This is a genomic window from Mangrovivirga halotolerans, from assembly GCF_026241165.1.
GTDB lineage: Bacteria > Bacteroidota > Bacteroidia > Cytophagales > Cyclobacteriaceae > Mangrovivirga > Mangrovivirga halotolerans.
Genome location: NZ_JAPFQN010000004.1, coordinates 136,450 through 155,128, shown reverse-complemented (window position 1 = coordinate 155,128; position 18,679 = coordinate 136,450). Strand labels below are relative to the sequence as shown.

The 18,679-nt window shown below is 36.2% G+C and carries 14 protein-coding genes; 6 read left to right on the top strand and 8 right to left on the bottom strand.

The genetic code is table 11. The features are described from left to right. Window positions 1-56 precede the first annotated feature (56 nt). From xrtK to OO013_RS07245, 3 genes are all read left to right on the top strand, one after another. A complete protein-coding gene (gene xrtK, locus OO013_RS07255; RefSeq protein WP_266056055.1) occupies window positions 57-590 on the top strand; it encodes an exosortase K in 534 nt (177 codons plus the stop codon). Continuing rightward, window positions 574-3,393 carry an MSEP-CTERM sorting domain-containing protein gene (locus tag OO013_RS07250; protein ID WP_266056054.1) on the top strand — a complete coding sequence of 940 codons (2,820 nt, stop codon included), beginning with the start codon at window positions 574-576 and terminating at the stop codon, window positions 3,391-3,393. The genes xrtK and OO013_RS07250 overlap by 17 nt, the downstream gene beginning before the upstream one ends. Window positions 3,394-3,457: 64 nt before the next feature. Next, entirely contained in the window at window positions 3,458-3,871 is a 414-nt protein-coding gene (locus tag OO013_RS07245) for a hypothetical protein (protein ID WP_266056053.1), read from the top strand. A gap of 15 nt (window positions 3,872-3,886) precedes the next feature. Here OO013_RS07245 and OO013_RS07240 read toward each other — a convergent pair whose 3' ends face one another. The 6 genes from OO013_RS07240 to OO013_RS07215 all read right to left on the bottom strand — a co-directional run bounded on the left by OO013_RS07240 (window position 3,887) and on the right by OO013_RS07215 (window position 8,009). Beyond that, complete coding sequence (locus OO013_RS07240; RefSeq protein WP_266056052.1) at window positions 3,887-4,291, bottom strand: GxxExxY protein; 405 nt, start codon at window positions 4,289-4,291, stop codon at window positions 3,887-3,889. Window positions 4,292-4,361: 70 nt separating this feature from the next. Further along, window positions 4,362-4,649, bottom strand: coding sequence for a hypothetical protein (locus OO013_RS07235; protein ID WP_266056051.1), 288 nt, complete (start codon window positions 4,647-4,649; stop codon window positions 4,362-4,364). An 82-nt stretch (window positions 4,650-4,731) separates the two neighbouring features. Further along, complete coding sequence (locus OO013_RS07230; protein WP_266056050.1) at window positions 4,732-5,130, bottom strand: hypothetical protein; 399 nt, start codon at window positions 5,128-5,130, stop codon at window positions 4,732-4,734. Beyond that, the gene (locus OO013_RS07225) at window positions 5,114-5,497 is read right to left on the bottom strand and encodes a hypothetical protein (protein ID WP_266056049.1); all 384 of its coding nucleotides are present in this window, start codon (window positions 5,495-5,497) and stop codon (window positions 5,114-5,116) included. The genes OO013_RS07230 and OO013_RS07225 overlap by 17 nt, the downstream gene beginning before the upstream one ends. A 347-nt stretch (window positions 5,498-5,844) precedes the next feature. Continuing rightward, on the bottom strand, window positions 5,845-6,228 hold the full coding sequence (locus OO013_RS07220; RefSeq protein ID WP_266056048.1) for a hypothetical protein: 384 nt from the start codon (window positions 6,226-6,228) through the stop codon (window positions 5,845-5,847). Continuing rightward, window positions 6,216-8,009, bottom strand: coding sequence for a hypothetical protein (locus OO013_RS07215; RefSeq protein WP_266056047.1), 1,794 nt, complete (start codon window positions 8,007-8,009; stop codon window positions 6,216-6,218). The genes OO013_RS07220 and OO013_RS07215 overlap by 13 nt, the downstream gene beginning before the upstream one ends. Window positions 8,010-8,684: 675 nt before the next feature. Here OO013_RS07215 and OO013_RS07210 point away from each other — a divergent pair. Continuing rightward, on the top strand, window positions 8,685-11,582 hold the full coding sequence (locus OO013_RS07210; RefSeq protein WP_266056046.1) for an eCIS core domain-containing protein: 2,898 nt from the start codon (window positions 8,685-8,687) through the stop codon (window positions 11,580-11,582). 134 nt (window positions 11,583-11,716) lie between these two features. Here the strand turns inward: OO013_RS07210 and OO013_RS07205 are convergent, their stop codons facing one another. After that, window positions 11,717-13,063, bottom strand: a complete 1,347-nt coding sequence (locus tag OO013_RS07205; protein ID WP_266056045.1) for a WG repeat-containing protein — start codon at window positions 13,061-13,063, stop codon at window positions 11,717-11,719. A 219-nt stretch (window positions 13,064-13,282) separates the two neighbouring features. After that, window positions 13,283-14,311: a patatin-like phospholipase family protein gene (locus tag OO013_RS07200; RefSeq protein WP_266056044.1), complete on the bottom strand. Its 1,029-nt coding sequence runs from the start codon at window positions 14,309-14,311 to the stop codon at window positions 13,283-13,285. An 847-nt stretch (window positions 14,312-15,158) separates the two neighbouring features. On the opposite strand from OO013_RS07200, the gene OO013_RS07195 reads away from it, so the two are divergent. Continuing rightward, window positions 15,159-17,177 (top strand): eCIS core domain-containing protein, encoded by a 2,019-nt coding sequence (locus tag OO013_RS07195; RefSeq protein ID WP_266056043.1) that lies wholly within the window; start codon window positions 15,159-15,161, stop codon window positions 17,175-17,177. A 32-nt stretch (window positions 17,178-17,209) separates the two neighbouring features. Further along, complete coding sequence (locus tag OO013_RS07190) at window positions 17,210-18,367, top strand: hypothetical protein (protein WP_266056042.1); 1,158 nt, start codon at window positions 17,210-17,212, stop codon at window positions 18,365-18,367. Window positions 18,368-18,679: the final 312 nt, after the last annotated feature.

The following is an 18,679-nucleotide window of genomic DNA, read 5'->3' as shown; positions in this document are numbered from 1 at the left end:
CTTAGATCGTATTCAGTCGATCTTTTGCCTATTGATTTATTTTTTAATGCTTTCAAATGATTAAAAGAGCTAACATTCCATATTTCCTGATCGGGTTTTCTGTCGTCCTGGGCATCAAGTATTGCCTCCGGTTTATGGAATTGCACCACCTGGATTTTCTGCTTTTCCCAACAACCGCTCTCGTGGAGTTTCTGTCGGGTACGCAAGCAGTATTCATCCCCGAAGAAGGATATCTTTTCGCCGGTAAAAATTTCATCATCGATTCTTCGTGCTCTGGTATCAATCTCTGGCTGATCGCTTCATCCATGCTGATCTACCTTTTCTCAAAAATAAACCTGACCAGTATCAAAAAGATCGCATTACTCCTTCCGGCATTTGCCATTGCATGGCTCATTACGATTGTTTCTAACGGATCGAGAATCTATATTTCATCGGTCTTCCAGGATCAGCTAACTTCGGTGTTCAACGTATCATCACACGCAATACATGAATCGCTCGGGGTGGTCACCAACCTGTCGTTTCTGATCATTACTTATTTTTTAATCGAATATCTCCTAACCAATCAATCTCACTATGAAAAAGCTGCTTGAAACTAAATGGATTATCCTCTCGAATACTGTTCCAGTCATCATCCTCCTGTTACTGCTCAATTGGGACTACCAGGTGTTTAAATCCTCCCTCTCTGAAGATAGTATTGAGATCTGGCAGTGGACCTGGGGTATCATCATTGGCTATGGAATTATCAACCTGGAATTGGGTTTTTCTATACATAAAATTAACAGAGGACTTCAAGCCTTGCTCTCTATTATAAACATGCTCTTAGGAATCGGGATTATCTTCTTTGCCTTCTATTTTGCCAATAAAATTCATCCCTGGAGTATTCCACAATGGATGACTAACAATTACCTGGTTTTGTATTTCCCGACGTTCATTATGCCGACTATCGCTTATTCGATCTATGCTTTGATACTCTTCTTTACTCCAAATCCGGAAGATAAAAAGGCCTGGAAAAGCTTTCTCATCGCTTTGGCGGTTCCTTTGATCTGCTATTTGTTCGTCACCTTTATCATTCCGGCTCTTAAAAACTCGTTTGATGATATTCATCAATATTCTTATACTCTGATCGCCAGTATTGCCCCGGTAATATTTCTCTTTTTCCTTTTACAAGGGTTTTATATTGTCATTAAAAATAAATCCGGTTTCTGGCAGAAATATCAGCTTCCTATAAAAATCGTTTTCACCCTGGTGTTACCAATCGCCGGACTGATCACTAATTTTGTCATTACCAATGAAGGATTTGAAACAAGGCGTCCGGGGATTTTCGGAGATTTTCATCATTTCTGGTTTTATGCACTAACAATAATCAATGGTGCTGTACTTTGTATTAACAATCCGGAAGGTTCGATAAAAAGGCTGGCTCTTTTCTTATTAAGGTGTGTTACGTTCTCTTTCACCCTCTATTTCTTCCTGGTTTTCTTACCCTATATGCCGCTTTCCATACTGGGTATTATCCTCATCGGACTGGGCTTTTTAACGCTTACGCCAATCATTTTGATGCTGCTGCATTCAATGACGTTGAAAGAAGACTGGAATTACCTGAAAAACTATTTTTCAAGATTAAGACTTTCTCTTTATGCTGTGGGAAGTTTTCTGGTCATCCCGATAATGGTTACTCTGTACTTTAGCTTTCAGCGGTCAAACCTGATGAATGCATTGGACTATGTTTACAATCCCGATTTCACTGAATCAAAAGCTAGTGTATGGAATGGTCCTTTGGAAAGCACGCTAACTAAAATTTACCAGGCAAAATCAAACCGAAATCAGTTGTTTATGGGGTATAACCGGCCTTATCTGAGTTCGTACTACGACTGGCTGGTATTGGATAACCTCGTATTATCGGATAGCAAGATCAAGCGTTTAAACAAGGTGTTTTTTAATGAGAAAACTGATCTCCCTCAACGAAGACAACCGATGCTGAGGCCTGAAAATCCGAATGTGAATATTGAAAAAGTAAAGGTCGACAGTAAATACGACCGGCAAACGAAAACCTGGACTTCCACAGTGGACCTCGACATCAGCAACAGCCTGAATGCGGGTATGCAGGAATATTCAACTACTTTTACTTTACCCGATGGGTGCTGGATCAGCGACTATTACCTCGATATTGAAGGTCGCAGGGAAAAAGGTATTCTCGCAGAAAAGAAATCAGCATTTTGGGTGTATACCAATATTGTGAATGTCCGCCGGGATCCGGGGATACTGTATTATGAGCAGGGCAATGATGTTTCGTTCCGGGTATTTCCGTTTGAAGGGAAGCAAACTCGTACTACGGGAATGGAATTCATCCACCGCTCCCCTGTCGAGATCATCATCGATGGACAAAAGATTAAACTGGGTAGTGAACAGGTGATTACCCAACCGGTGAGTTATGGCTCAGATGAAGACAACATCCGCATTGTATCAGCTAAAGAAAAACAGGGGTTAAAACGGATCAACAGGGAACCTTATTTGCATTTAATAGTAGATCATTCTGCTAATTCTGCAGATTTGGAATTAGCAAAAATCATCAAACAAATCACGGCTCAGAATCCTGAATGGGCAGCTCACTCCAAATTGAGCTTGGTCAATTCATCCATTGAGACCATCGATCTCACAGATAGCTTTCAAGGTTCATTGGGATTATTAGATAAAGAAGGTGGTTTTATGCTGGAAAGGGCATTGAAAAAGCTGTTGTTTGATAGTTATCACAATCCTACAGATCGAATTCCGGTCTTTTATGTTATCACCGATGATTTTGATAATGCGATCATAGAAAACAACAGTCTGTCTGACTGGAAGTTCACTTACCCGGGCAATGATCTGTTTTATGTCACTAATGGCAAATCCACTTCCACTCATAATCTCTGGGAGGGTTTAACTATTCCAACTGATGAATCTAACGAAGGCTTTTACACCAGAAAACTAAAGTTACCTACTGGTGAAATTCGCTACCTGCGGGATGACAATAAGGATGAGTTTGTCCTCCTCGACCCATATTTTGATATCGACGAGGATGATCTTGAAGGTAAAACCATCGAATCTGCTTTACTCATCGAAGGATTGAGGCGTTCTGAAATTCTTTATCCTGAGGAAGCGGCTGACAATTGGGGCAACCTGGTCAGGGCCAGCTTCCAGACAGGCATCATGACTCCGGTAACCTCGTACATAGCCCTGGAGAACGAGGCGCAGAAAGCAGCGCTCCTTCGCAAACAAAAGCAGGTGTTATCAGGCAAGAAAGGTCTCGACGCCGGTGAAGAGCCTGATCAAATGAGTGAGCCTACCTGGTGGTTCGTCGGTGCCATGATGATTTTACTGATGTGGTACCGTAGGAAGAGACTTGCGGTGAAGAATTAATATTGATCAACGGGGGTGTAGCATGCTGCATCCCCTCTTTTTGAAAAAGAATTTACTTTAACCTATGAAATATTTAACCCGATTATTTTTTTGTGCTTTGTCAATCTTTTTAGTTTCCTGCCAGGAGGTCAACACCACTGATCCGGAAGAAGCGTTGGATCACTGGCTGGGTATTAATCCTTCGGAAGAGGTCACTCCCATAAATGCCAAGTACTGGCAGTCGGCTCATCTTTTTAAAGAATATACGCTTTTCATGGAGCTCGATGCCTCAGAGGAGTGGATCGAAGGGTTTATCTCTCAAAATTCCCTACGAAGAGGTAGCGTGGATATGCATGTCAACGGACTTAATTTCCCTGAGTGGTTTATGGCGGGTCAACCAGAAGGCTTTGTGCCGTATAAAAAGGACATGTATGATGTGTCGTTTTATTTGATTCATAAAGAGGAAGGGAAGGTTTTTGTTTTTGAGAGTCAGTGGTAATGTCTGAACTAGGATTTATAGGATATAAGGATTGTAGGATGAGTTTTCTTCGTGGTTGGTATTATAAATTCTTTTGAACTCTAGTTTCTTAGAACCAAAGTTTAATAGTAATCCTAAGGAAACATCAAATGCTTCACAATAATTCATTGTTTGAGCGACATGACTATCATCTATCACTGAAATTGCTTTTAACTCCACTATTAAAAATCCATCAATTAAAAAATCTACTCTTCGAGTTCCGATACATTCTCCTGAATAGAAAATATCCATCTCCTTTTCTCTTTCAAATTCAATATTGCTGTTTGCTAATTCTATCGCTAAGGCTTGCTGATAAATTACTTCCTGGAATCCTGACCCTAAGGTTGAGTGTACTTTCATCGCACAACCAATTACTGCATGAGTTAACTCTTTATGTTTCATTTTTAGTTCTGATATCCTATCATCTTATGCATCTTACTCATCCTAGTTCAGACAATTTCAATTCCTATATTCATTCAAAATCCTCATCGGTTAGGGTATAGAAATAATTATTATGTTCTTTTTTAACCCAGCTAGAGAAATCATATACATTATTATAAATAATAGAATCTTCTCCGTGTAATTCATTTACAAATTTAAGAGTGTCTAAGGTATTCACTTTTATAAAAACAATTGAATCAGTCCCAAGAATACCTCCAGCACTTGTGTAATCTTTGCCATTTATCTCTAATGGCACATAGTGGCTTTGATTCCCATTGTAACTGATTTTATAATGTAGTTCTGAGGATGTTTTATTCAAAAAGTAAAATTCTATTTCATTAATATTGTGAGGTTCAATTACACATGACGCTATTGTCAATATCCAGATAACTAATCCTATCTTATTTAAAATCTTCATCTGTAAGTATGAAATAGTAATTATTCGCAGATAATTCAATCCAGTTTTCTCTTTCGAAAAAATGATTAGTTTTAGTTTGACTATTACCATAAACCGGATGCCTGTAAATCAAGGTATCATTTGCTTCCTCCTTAATAAAAATCACTGAATCAACAGTTGTTATTCCTCCACCACCAGTAAAAATATCTTGTTCTATATCTATTTTTAATGGTTGAGCCCGATTTATTCCAGAATTATAACTATCCCATAATATATTTTCTGAAGTATTATTTTTCACATAATATTTTGGTTCATCTGCATTATGTGGTTCAATTACACATGAAAGCAAAAATGAAAAGACTCCAAAAATGCTTAAAATCAAAATCCTATTCAAAATCCTCATTGGTTAGGGTATACTGAAAGCTTCTCTTACCAATTTTTTCCCAGTTTATACCATTGAAAAAATGGTTAGGGTTGTTGGTATCTCCTCCATTAAAATGATTTCTAAACCATATAGTATCCGCCAAATCCACATGGACAAACTGAACTGAATCTACTCCTAATATCCCGCCACCACCTGTATTAACCAATTCTTCAGGTTTTATTTGAGTAAATGAAGCATCCATCAAACCCAGATTATGACTTCTGAAAAGAAGTTCGGAAGTAGTTTTATTAACTATATAATATTTAGGATCAAGAGAACTATGTGGATCAGTTATACAACTTGCTGTTGTAATTACGATTAAGAAAAGTTTAATTATTTTTCTCATGGCTATTTTTATTCAATTCATTAGCTAGTATTTTTTTGATAAATCACTTTCTGTAATGCGAAGTAATCTTGAATCCGATATAAAAAAATCAAAACTTAAGTAAGACCACGCCCTAATGTTAAATGCACCTTCACTGCATAATCAATTACTGAATGAGTTAAGTCTTTATGTTTTATATATGATTCTGATATCCTATCATAATATGAATCTTATGCATCCTTACTGACGATGCTATCGCATGTCAGCATTTAAAAAGTTCAGGCAATCGATGAACCTATCCTCAAAGTCACAATTGAAAACATCCTATCTTAGTAAGGATCCAAGGACCTTTTGGGCACTTAATTACATTACCTTTCAAAATCTTCCTTAGTTAATATATAGTAGTATTTATTAATGTTTTTTTCTTTCCAATTAGAATAATTAAAAAAATGATTTACATCATTGAGATCTCCACCATGATAATTATTCACAAAAGTTATTGAATCAAGTGGATTTTCAATTTTGAATCTAACTGAATCAACTCTTAAAATACCACCGCCGCTTATGAATAAAGATTCATTTACTTTTATTTCTATATACCCACTTTCTTCACCAATGTTAAAACTTTTGAAAAGCACTTCACTATCTGTACTATTTAAGATCCTGAACTCGTAATCATCTGCATCGTGTGGTTCAACATCGCAACATATAAGTAGCAGAATTGATAAAACTGTAAAATTTATTTTTCCCATTGTTGAAAGTAGTTAATAAGGTTAATCTTTTGGTTTGGTCGTTTATAAATCAAATTGTCCCGCCATTCACTCATGGCGGTATTAGTTTTATTTGAATTCGCACCTTTTAGAGCATAGAACACTTCTGACAAAGTGAAACCATATACTTGATCATTTAAATCACATTCTCTTCTTAATGGATTAAATTCATTCGTAGTATCAATTAAATCTCTTACTAGAACTCGTGGGTATCCATCATCAATCATTGCATTCACACCATAATTCCCATTTTTATTATTAATAAAACAAGGATCATACCATCTACCAATTACAGGGAATTTGAAATAATGAACTTCATCAGCTATCCCAGATGCCCATGCTTCTCTCACCATTTTCTTCGAGAACATCATGTTCCATGTTTTATCCGGAACCCAGTCTCCTACAAGATTCCAATGGGCAGCATGTCCTAATTCATGAATTACTGTTTTATATAATGTGTTATACTCATCATCTTTATTTCCAATCCTAATATCCGAAAAAACCCATCGCCCAAGTCCTCCGGTAGGAACCTCGGTAATTTTGTGTAACATATTCATAGAACCACAATCATTCCCTGCACATGCCCTGATCTTTATGTCATTCGGTGGCCGTCCTATATTAAATTTTGGTGCCCAAATATAGTGATAATCATACACTCCCCTCATAATTGTACCCCATAAATAAGATCTGCTACCCCTGTTTGATCGATATTCCCAGGGTCCACTTTGTTTGGGGCCGTTTAAAAATGCAGGCCCAAAGCCTACTGCAACGGGCCTTACCAATGCATGATGATTGGAATATTTTATTCCATAATTAACCTCTCTATTCCCTCCAAATACATGTTTGATTACAAACTCACCATCATCGTTTGTATATGCGGTTTTGATTTTAAACCATTTCCTGGCCCTGGCTTTTACTTTAGGAACACCATCATAAAATTTTCCATCCCGAAATATTTTACCACTGTAAGGGTTTTCTACCAGTATCTGCCCTTTGGGACACCTGCGACATTCTCCGGTAGATCCACCTCCTGAGGATCCGCCCCCATACGATCCACCTCCTCCGGAATTCCCCCCACCACAATCTTCTATTGGAGCAATTTCAGAATAATTCTGGGTAATCCTCATTGCTTCATTTACCAAGTACGGTTGAATACATGGTTCTATTGGATAAACAACTCTTCCACCAGGAGTATGTCCGATTTCATCTGGTAAAAACAACTCATCAAGTATCTCATAATCGATATTAGGGAAGTCATAATCTGCTAAAACTACGGTGTATTGATAAGTAGGCTTATCTAATGGTATGGAAGGATCATGATAATTAAATTCTCCGGAAATCGTCTGCTCATAATCTAACGGATACGTATATAATTCCAGCACTGTATCTTTTAAAAGAATATCTAACTCAATAGAATCTTTTGGTAAGAACCTCACATAATAATGAGTAGTAGTAATATTGACGTTTTCTACATTAAACCTACCTGATTTCGATAGCTCAGGCTTTACATTATCCCAGGCCTTCTGCATGTTTTCTACAGAATAAGGGTTTTCCAGTTTTTCACCGAAAAGTTTTTCGTGCATTTCAACTTCTGGCAGTAATCGCTCATCCTGACAGGAATTAAATAAAAAGATCGTAATTAGACATAAAAAGCCTGCACGATAAATTCTTGTAATCATCGTTGATAAATATTTTTGATTGTATAAAAGTGGTATCCTGAAATATGGGATATCCCAGAATCCATGTTTTGGTTGATGCTTCAAAGGTATTACGAATTTTTTAAAAAGAAACCTATCCTATAATATTTAGCCGTTAGTAAACGGAAGTAAGCGTTTGTTTACAAATAATAAAATAAGGGTTAAAAATAGTGTCGGATCAGCCGGAAGGTTTTTACCCTAAAAAAAGGATATGTATGATGTGTCGTTTTATTTGATTAATAAAGAGGAAGGGAAGGTTTTTGTTTTTGAGAGTCGGTTGTGATGGGAATATTTTTGTTTAATATGGGTAAAGAAGTTTATTTCAATTCTTCTTTGAAAATGTGAATGAATTTTTCTTCTCTTCATTTCCTTAGATGCTGATAGCTTTAGCTCATCAGTATTTGTCTTCCTACTGACGAGGCACAGCCTGTCAGCATCCATGAGGTTCTTCAATTTCGAGTCTAGCGTACTAATCACTTAATAACTAATAACTCAATAACTTTCATTTCTCTTGTTTTGTGCTAGTAGCAGCAAGGAAAAATCTGATTGAAGGTGGGAGTATTTTTTGTCATAAATATTAGCTTTAATTATCATATTATCCTTTCAGGATCAGTACTGAAAATATCTATAAACTTTTGGCATTAGCGTTGGAATAAAGACTTAAATAAAATATCAAACCCCTTTTGGAATATAGTCTTCAAACATATAATTTTGATTTCTTCAACCATTACATTTTTTTCTGTGGAGTACGCAAAAAGAGAAGACCAAAATAAAAAGCGGTCTAAGCAATCTGATAAAAATAATAAAAACAAGGTCAAACAACTCCTGAAAAGTGGTGTGTTAGACATGAATAATACGGCTCCTCCACCAGGTTCAAATACAAACAATTCTTCCCTTCCTGGTGATGTAAAACATAAAATGGAAAATTCGTTTGGAACAGATTTTTCAAATGTAAATGTGCACAAAGACTCTCCGGAAGCAACTACTATGGGAGCAAAGGCATTTGCACAGGGAAATGATATCCATTTTGCACCTGGTCAATATAATCCTGACACTAAATCGGGTCAGAAATTGATTGGCCATGAGCTTACCCATGTTGTTCAACAGAGGCAAGGAAGAGTAAAAGCCACTACACAGGCCAAAGGAGCTCACATAAATGATGATCCTGCCTTAGAGAAAGAAGCAGATGAGATGGGTGAAAAGGCTGTACAGTTTAAAGTTGAAGAACATGCTGAGGAGCCTAAAAAATTGAATCAACAACAAAGTAGTTCTCAGGTGGTCCAGCGATTTGAAGCACCATTACATGAAAGTGCTTCCCGTAATGCCTTGACTGATAACGGGGATTTTTCACAGGACGAAGCCAGTATGATCTACTATGGTAACTGGATGCGTGATGTCAACCAGGGCTTTGTGCCATCTGCTATGGAAGTATTAGGAGCTGATACAGTTTATGCCATGCTAAATTATGTAGCATATCAAAAATTTGGCAAGGCACCTACCTCAGAACAAATGGGATTTTACATTTTATCAGAACACCTGGATAGTCCTGTCGGTGCCATCAAAGACTCAGAATATAGTAGTACACCTCCAAAGATCAGTCCTGAACTGGAATCTGCAGACTATGTGAACCCGGAAAAGTCAGCTCCGGTGCCTAATCATCTAAAAACAAAAGTACCTTCTACCGAACCAGATGCTAAAGCGGTTACAGGAAGTGACATGGGTATTTTTGATGTAGATAGTTCAGGAGTAATGGGTTATATCAGGCGTACGAATCAGCATGTGGAAAAAAGATTAACTTTAGCAGCAGAAAAAGGCAGAAACGAAGAGGGATTCTTGCATTTTGGAGCGGCCATGCATGCCATTGAAGATCTATTTGCCCATTCAAATTATGTGGAAATAGCGGCTGAGGAAATGCTTAATAATGAGATGAAGGGCACCTTTCCTGAATTAGAAAATATGGAAGGGAAAATAGAAATCCAGTCCTTTAGCCCTGAAGTAGAAGTACCAGGAGCAACACCTGGAACCAAAGACAAACGAAAAGCACTCGCCACAGGCTCTTTTTCATCTTTAGACACAGTAGAATCTGTCGGGCACGAAATGGTGCATATGCTGAGGCAACCACCTAAATATCCGGCTAGCTTAGATGAAATTAAGGCTATGAATAGGTTTATGGAAAGTTTAAGTTCACAAGTCGATGGAGGCCTATCCGATGAACAAAACGAAGCCATATTAAAAAAACATTTAGGCTTAGGGTATGGGCTTGCTAATTCATTTGCAAGAAACATAGGTTTTACAGCTGTTCTGAAAGGCAGTAATAAGGTTATGGAATTTATTTATGATAAATATCCTAATGAGATAAAAGATGCTATATATGAAATTAGTGTATTGATTCATCAAAATGCAATGCTTCCTCTAGCTGATCAGGTAGACTCACTTGTTTTAGAAAGTAATGTAGCTAACACAAGTATGGTAGAGGTTTTGGAGTCCAGCCAGCGAATAAAAGCTAATAATGGTCAATTGGATGATTATGTTCAGCCCACAATGGAAATGTTGGGGCAAGACAAAAATCTGGAAAAATCCCGTCTGGAAGAGGCTAAAAAAAGAAGCAAAATATTAGAAAACACTCCTGCAAAGGCAGTGGCTGGACCTTCTCACTCTCAAATTTCAAAAGACCATAAAAACAGTGTGTTCTTCGGTTTAGGTTTTAAGCTGGCAGTAGAAGCTGATAAAATGATTAAGGAGAAAATGCTGGCTGTATGGGGTTCCAAAAAAGCTAAAGTTGGTTATCAGGATGGTCTGACTGAGCAACGCAGTAACCATGCTGCTGAGAATTTAGAAATGGGAAAGGAGATACTGACTCAAGGTTATGCCACTGGCGAAAAACCAGATTTACAGGCTAATATTAATGAAACCGCTGAGTCTCTAAACCAGGTAGCTGACTTATTGGTCGCCCTTAATCAATCACCTACTCGTGCCCGGATGTTTTTAAATGGGAAACAAGAACTTATTGCATCCTCAGAAATAAATGGGAATAACCCTTATATCGGCAATAAATTAAATCAGATACTAAATGTAGCTAATAGTGGTTTGGTTTCAGTTCAACAACCACTAAGATCGTTTGAGTTTGAAGAGGCTGCCCGGAATTTAAATAATTTAGCCGAAAGAACTAAAAAAGCAAAAACGCTACAAGAAAGAGAATCCATTTATCTGGAGCTTACCACATTAAGGATGCAATTTATCCAGCATATCACGACCATTCAAACTGATCCTTCCTTTACCGGTAATAAATTAACATATGCAGCTGTATTGACCGCAATGGATAGGGCAATAGCAGCTAATGCTCCTAGCTTTACAACACATCAAGTTAATGTATTATCAGGTCAAGACCGCTTGACAGGGATGGATGATTCCTTGCAAGGAGATTTAAAAGTCAATTCTTTTAAATTGGGGAAACAAAAAACAGGAAATACTAAAAGAGATAATCTAATTAATACCAGCAGGCAGATCATCGACCATCCAAAAGAAAATGACTGGTGGAAGCCTTTGATGCGGGAATACATCACAGCAAATAAACAGGTGTTAAAAGATTATATTAAAGCAAGGAACATGGGATTTGCAACTTTTAGAAGTAAACACTAACTAATAGAGGTCAGGGGTAAACTTGAGATCAATATTACCAAAACCATTAATTCAAATATATTTAACTCAATGTTTCACAGAAAGACTACCTAAAAACCCTTAATATATTCATGGCTTACTTTAGGAATGACTTGTTAGTAAAACTGATGATAGGAAGTTTTTATTTGCGTATATGGCTGCACCTCTGAATTCTGAAGTGTTAAGACTACCATTCCTACTGAATTATATATCTTAAAATCGTTCCCGGTATAACATAAAAAATACGATCCTTTGTCAAAAACCACTATACGATCGAACTCAAAAGGAATGATAGACTCATTTTTCTTATTAATTACACCAAAATTATTTCCCTTTCTGGTAATTGCCAACTGCTTGGAAGCATAGTTTAATTCCCTATCATATTCAAAAGGAATAATTACTTCACCTCTTTTATTGATAGCTCCGTATTTACCGTTTAACCTACAAGAAACTAATCCTTCAGAAAATACTCCTATCCATGTATAAATTGGAGGTACAATTTCCTGGCCATCTTTATTTATTAGCCCACATCCTTGTTTACTATAATCAAAATTAGGCAGATTCTCAGAAAGTTTCTTTCGTACAGTAGCAACTTCTTCATAGAAAAAACTTAAATGTGTAAAAGTAGAATCCAGTTTTATTATCCTTTCCCCTTTCGAATCAATATAACCTGTAAATTCCCCATCGCTGTAAGGTATTAACTTGTCTCCTTCATCTTTAATAAATATAGAGGTTGATATCATATTGTTTTTTTCAATAAAAAAGTCTTTTCCCGGTACAAAGTAATCTATAGTATCACCTCTGTAAGCATGTAGCAAGTTGAATAATTCTATCCCAGTATCCCAACCCATTTTATAAGTGGGCATAATCAGTGAATAATTATTGGGCAAAACTATATCCCCATTTTCTGATAGTAGACCAATTTTTTCATCCTTTGCAAAAGAATAATTATTGGTAAAAGTAACATTTAACCAATCATACTCATAAGATATCATAACCTCTCCTTCTGAATTGATCAGACCATAATTTCTGTCTTTCACAGCTATAAATCTATTTTTATTTGAAGGATCTTCTTCTAACTTTTCAAAAACAGGCTTTACTAGTATCTTGCCCCGAGTATTTATCACTCCAGTGCCTGTGCCAGCCTCATAAATGATGTGATTAAAATTATCTGTAAACTTTGCTTCTATAGCTTCGAATGTAAATATTTCCTTGCCTTTATTATTTACTACTGCATGCAAGCGGATTTCACCTTTGGCTTTGGTAGAATCTTTAAGAAAAGTAACTATTGCCAAATCATCGGTTACTGAAAGACAGTTGGCATATTGAGGGTCCACTATCCATTCTTCCATCCCATTGATCAATCCCCATTTACCCTCCTGCTTTACCCAAATCTTTAATGCTTTTTTCTCTTTTTTAGATTGTGCTTCAAGAACAGAACAACCTGAACATAATATGATCATTAATAGTAAGTAATGAAAAAATGAGTGCCGCATAGTGAATTAAAAATGTTAAAATCAAATATAAGTTATTCGATAATAAAATGGTTGTTTCAGGTTTCAAAATAGCATTCAGCATCCTTCCAACCAGTGTGAGGTATCCTTATATACATTGCCCGTAAATCTCTAATCAAGACTTATATAAAACCACCAATAACTTAATAACTAATTACAAATAACTATTCATTCGCCATACTCAACTAATTTCTTAGCAATAGCATCCAGTTCTTCGTCGATTTCGCTATCGGATATATAGCTCAATGCATCTTCTTTTAACAATGACATGTTTTCTTTAGAGGCATTATCCATTGCAGGGTCAGCTGTTAACCGATTTGGAGTTAATCGATGATAATTTTTCCTGTCAGCTTCTTCTTTCAAAGTATCATAGATCTGGCATAAGTGATGATCGACAGTCTGGGAATTTCCATCCATCATAATATCTAATGAAGGCTTTATCCAAGATACCGGTCCCCAATCTTTCGCCTTCTTATATTCAAACCTTTTTGGAGTGCTACCAGTACCTAATGAGACAATCATCATATCTTTGGCAGTTGGGTTTTTAATATCTCCGAAGGTCATCGTTCTTGCTTCGGAATAAGATACCAGGGATGGATTATTTACAAATACACCTCCATCGATTAAAGGGTAGGATGTTCCGATCTCATTTTTTATAAGTGCACATTCAAAATAAGTTGGTGCTGCTGATGTTGCCCTGGCAATGTCCTTTACCCTAAAATTATAAATATCATTAGTAGACCTGTGCTGTTTGAAAAAATGCGGCTTTCCATTTTTTATATCATAAGAAGAAATGATGCACGGTTTAATCAACTCGGATAATTTGAGTTCTTTAAATGTATCGTCTAATGCTTTTTCCAGTTCTCTGGCATCATATTTTTCATCTGACACACCTTTAAAACTCGTTATTGCCTGCCAGATATTGACATCAAATATAGTATCTCCCCTTTCAAGATAAATTTTAACTGCTTCATCAGCAGTAAATTTTGGTTTTCCTCCTTCTCCGGGAACTAAATAATATAAAACTAAAATGGCTCCAGTGCTGGTACCAGCCATAAAATCAAAATAGTCAGCCAATTTTGCATCGGCTTTTCCCGATTCTTTCTGCAGTTTTTCCTCAAGGCGAGAGAGGATTAAACCAGGGATAATTCCGCGGATACCTCCTCCATCAATAGATAAGATCCTGACTTTCTTCATTCTTCATATAATTAGTTGTTACTATAATTTAATAAATAAGGAGGGAATAAGCTGAGGAATTGTTTAGGAAAGCAATGCTTTGATTAAGTAGAATTCCCATTTTTAGATTTGAAAATTTTCTTCCTTTTCATTTTTGTTCCATGACGATGCTGTCGCATGTCAGGGCTTAGGCTTGACTTTCTCTGGTAAGTTTCTACAGCTCGGAATTTCGTCCTTGGCACCGCCCCCATCTATGCAGCTTTATTTTAAAATTTAACTGTTGAAGTTCTTATGATTCTCGATTTCCGAACAACTTGCGTCAGCAATTTTTACTGACGATAAAATGTCAGCACCTTCGGCTTTGCGACCTTTGCGCCCTTGCGGTGTATTTTATGATTTCTATTCGTCCACGAAACGATCTCCTATCATCTTATTATCCTTTCTGATGAAGCTGTCGCTTGTCAGGGTCTATCGATTTGCGGTGTGTTTTTTTTAATTCGAGTCAAAAGCAATCCTGTTAATCCTTACTGACGAGGCACAGCCTGTCAGCATCCATGAGATTCTTCATTTTCGAGTCTAGCGTACTAATCACTTAATAACTAATAACCCAAAAACATTCATTTCTCTTGTTTTGTGCTAGTAGCAGTTAGGCCCAACAGCAAGGAGAAATCGGATTGAAGGTGGGAGTATTTTTTTGTTAGAAATATTAGCTTTAATTATCATATTATCCTTTTGGGATCAGTACTAAAACATCTGCAAAAGGTGGAATTAGCCTTAAAAGAAAGACTTCAATAAAAACTCAAGACCCTTTTGGAATCTAGTCCCTAATCTTATATTTTTGTTTACTTCAACCATTACATTTTTTTCTGTGGAGTACGCAAAAAGAGAAGACCAAAACAAAAAGCGGTCGCAGCAATCCGATAAAAATAAGAAAAACAAAGTCAAACAGCTCCTGAAGAGTGGTGTATTAGACATGAAAAATACGGCACCACCTCCGGGCTCAAACGCTGGTAAATCTTCCCTTTCTGGTAATGTAAAGCAGAAAATGGAGAATTCTTTTGGCACTAGTTTTTCAGATGTAAATGTGCACAAAGACTCTCCGGAAGCAACTAATATGGGAGCAAAGGCATTTACACAGGGAAATGATGTCCATTTTGCACCTGGTGAATATAACCCGGAAAGCAAATCAGGCCAGGAATTAATCGGGCACGAGCTTACCCATGTGGTGCAGCAAAAACAAGGAAGAGTAAAAGCTACCACCCAGGCTAAAGGAGCAGCGGTAAATGATGATCCTGCCCTGGAACAAGAAGCGGATGAAATGGGTAAAAAGGCGGCTGAGGGGGAGGCGGTTAAAGTAAGAGGTAATGGAAGTGGAGTGCAGAAGAAGAATGATGATGAAAAGGTAATTGAGGAATTAAATAATAGAGCCCAAGGCAATGAAGAATTTGATTACCAATATAATTATAAAGAAGCAAAAAATAAAGCTAAAGAAAGAGCAGACAGTTATTTTGAAAATGCTTACGGAGAGGAGAACATGGGTAGTTTTCTTTTTACAAATATAATAAGAGATACAAAAACCATCTATGAAAGAATAAAGTCAGGTCAAATCTCAGCCCTTACAGCTATAGAATCCTCTATTGAGGATGAAAAACAAAAAATGCTAATTTACAAAACTGCTTTAATTGGTTTAGCATCGATAGTTGCTGCCTGGGCCCCCTTAGCTGCAACAGGAATAGCTTCTGTCCAGTCAAGATTATTTTCAAAAATTAGCTCACAATTAGGTAAAGGAGTAACTCTTAAGAGTTTGAAAATACCCACTTATGCAAAAATGATACAAGCATTTGGAGAAAATAAAATGGTTGGACCATGGATGTCAACAATCTCAACAGTAAATGTCTTTGCCAACACTTTTAAAAGTAAATATGAATCTCCGAAAGATGCTATTAATCAAAGTTTGGATTTAATGAGCGATAGGACTGGATATGCAGTTGCTGCATTAATTTTGGAAATGAGTCAGGAAGCAAAAAGCACACCTACATCTCAATTATCAGCTGATGAAGTAGGTGATCTTCGAACTGAATTGGAAATAGCTATTTTAAGAACCATATTCCCTGAATATTCTAATATAATTTCAGATACTGGTAGATTTGACCAAATCCATGAATTAGCAAAAACACAATTTCTTAAAAATATTGTTATTAACTCTGGTGAGATTTCAAAGAGTCAATTTAGGGATTCCTGGGATGAAATAGAAGGAAATAAAAATAAAGAAGGATCAGCTATTGTTAAACATGCTTTAAATGCGCTTGGTGGCGATCATGCTTTAGCAGCTGAATTAAAGAGTCCTTATGAGTTTGCTTTTGCTTCTTTAAATTCATCTCTTGCTCACTTAGGCCTCGAAATTAATACTACTTCTGAAAATAAATTAAAATCTAAAAACGAAGATTTCCTGGCTACAAAAAGAGGGTTTCATGTTTCAATAGTAAATCAAGATCTATTTAAAAAACTCCTTAATTCCACACATTTATATAGATCTTTCAATTATGAAGCTAATTCAGGCCCTATTAAATCTATGGAAGATAACTATCCTATTGAAGAATCTGGCTTCATTATCACAAATAGTATAACTAAATATGGATTTGGCTTTGAAGATGTTAATATTAATAACATGGAAGTATGGTTAGATCCATCACAACAAATATCAATGCTTGAAGGAAAGATAATAGACTTAACCTCATTTGATCTGAAATTTGACTCTTCAGGAATGGCTGATGTTTACAAATGTAAAATTACCTCTCAAAGTGGGTATGGAGGAAGTTTACCACCTTTTACCCATCATGGCAAACATACTGTTAATGGACGAAATTCAATCAGGGTAATATTCTAGAACTAAACTATCTCACTTTTTATTTTATAAAAATGATCTACAGACTATTTCTCATTTTTTGTTATGCTATTATTTTAATTGGTTGTAATAATAAAAACGGTAATCAAGAGAGTAATAATAACTTTCGAATCGAAGACCGAAACAAAGGATTGATCGGAGGAGGTTTCAATACATATTATGTTTCACCTGTAGATAGCAATGTTTGGTTACTTAATAATCCATTGGCGGAGGATGCTTTCACCACTAACGCAGGTATTACCTGGAAATATTTAAAATGGCCAACTCAAACTTCTGGCACAAGCATTTTAAGCAGGAAGGGATTTATTTTAAGAATATCTAATGATAAAATCTATAAACTTGACGTATACGAAAACAAAACTAGTGAAATAGCTATTCCTGATTCAGTTAATTCTACTTCATTTTTTCTACTTGGTCATGATGGATATGTTCTAATTTACAATACCGATAATAATAAATACCTTTTCCCAGGTGCTGATCTTACAGCTAAACCGGTTCCGATAAGTCAGCAACACGAAGACAGCTTAAAAAGTACCCTCATTAATTCGCAAAAAGAGATTTATTCCGACTCTAGCTTTTTGACTATGAATTCCGGCCATTTATTTTACAAAAATCCGGAAACAGGAAAGTGGGAAAAAAGAATGAATGGATTAAATAAACCTCAAATAACACATTTGCTACAACAAGATTTTAATTCTAAAACGGTATATGCTATTGAATGGGATAATCCAAGGTGGTATCACAAACATTATTACTATGTTTATGAAACTAACAATTTTGGAAAAAGCTGGGCATTAATTGATAGTACTGATAATTTAGATAATCTAATTTCAAACAAAAAACTGAAAAAAGCACACGATTTTACTGAATCTAGAATCATAATTCCAAAACAGTCATTTAGTTCAAGTCTACAGGTAAACGATACCTTAAGATTTTATAAGAAAAATGATAATATCCACATAGAGAGTGATAAAAGCATATATACCAGTATCAATAGCCCCATTAATAACAACATCCTTTCTATTACACCTAAAACATTGGGTATCTATGACTATCCTTCTTACGCCTTTATTGTTGAAAATGATTCAATTCAGGTTTTATTTGCAAACAAAAATGGAGGTATAGGCTATTTTAAAGGCCCTTTAAGCGGAAAACCAAAAAGCTCAAAATAACCAATAGTCTTTTTATTATAATTCACAGCCCTGGGTCGTGTCTCCACGAACCAGTTACAATACGGATCTAAGATCCTAACTTATCAAACTTCGAGATGCGCTGCGCTAACATCTCGAAGAGCAGCAGTTATATTTTATCATTCTTTATTAGTTCCTCAAAAGCACTATCCAACCTATACCCGTCATTTCCTTGTCTTGTGCTGAAAGCCGAAAGGCGAAGCAGCAAGGAGAAATCTGTTTGCATAATACAAGTATCGTATTTGTGTTGATCTAATTAGGGTGAGGTTAAAAACATTGAATAATTAAAAAGGA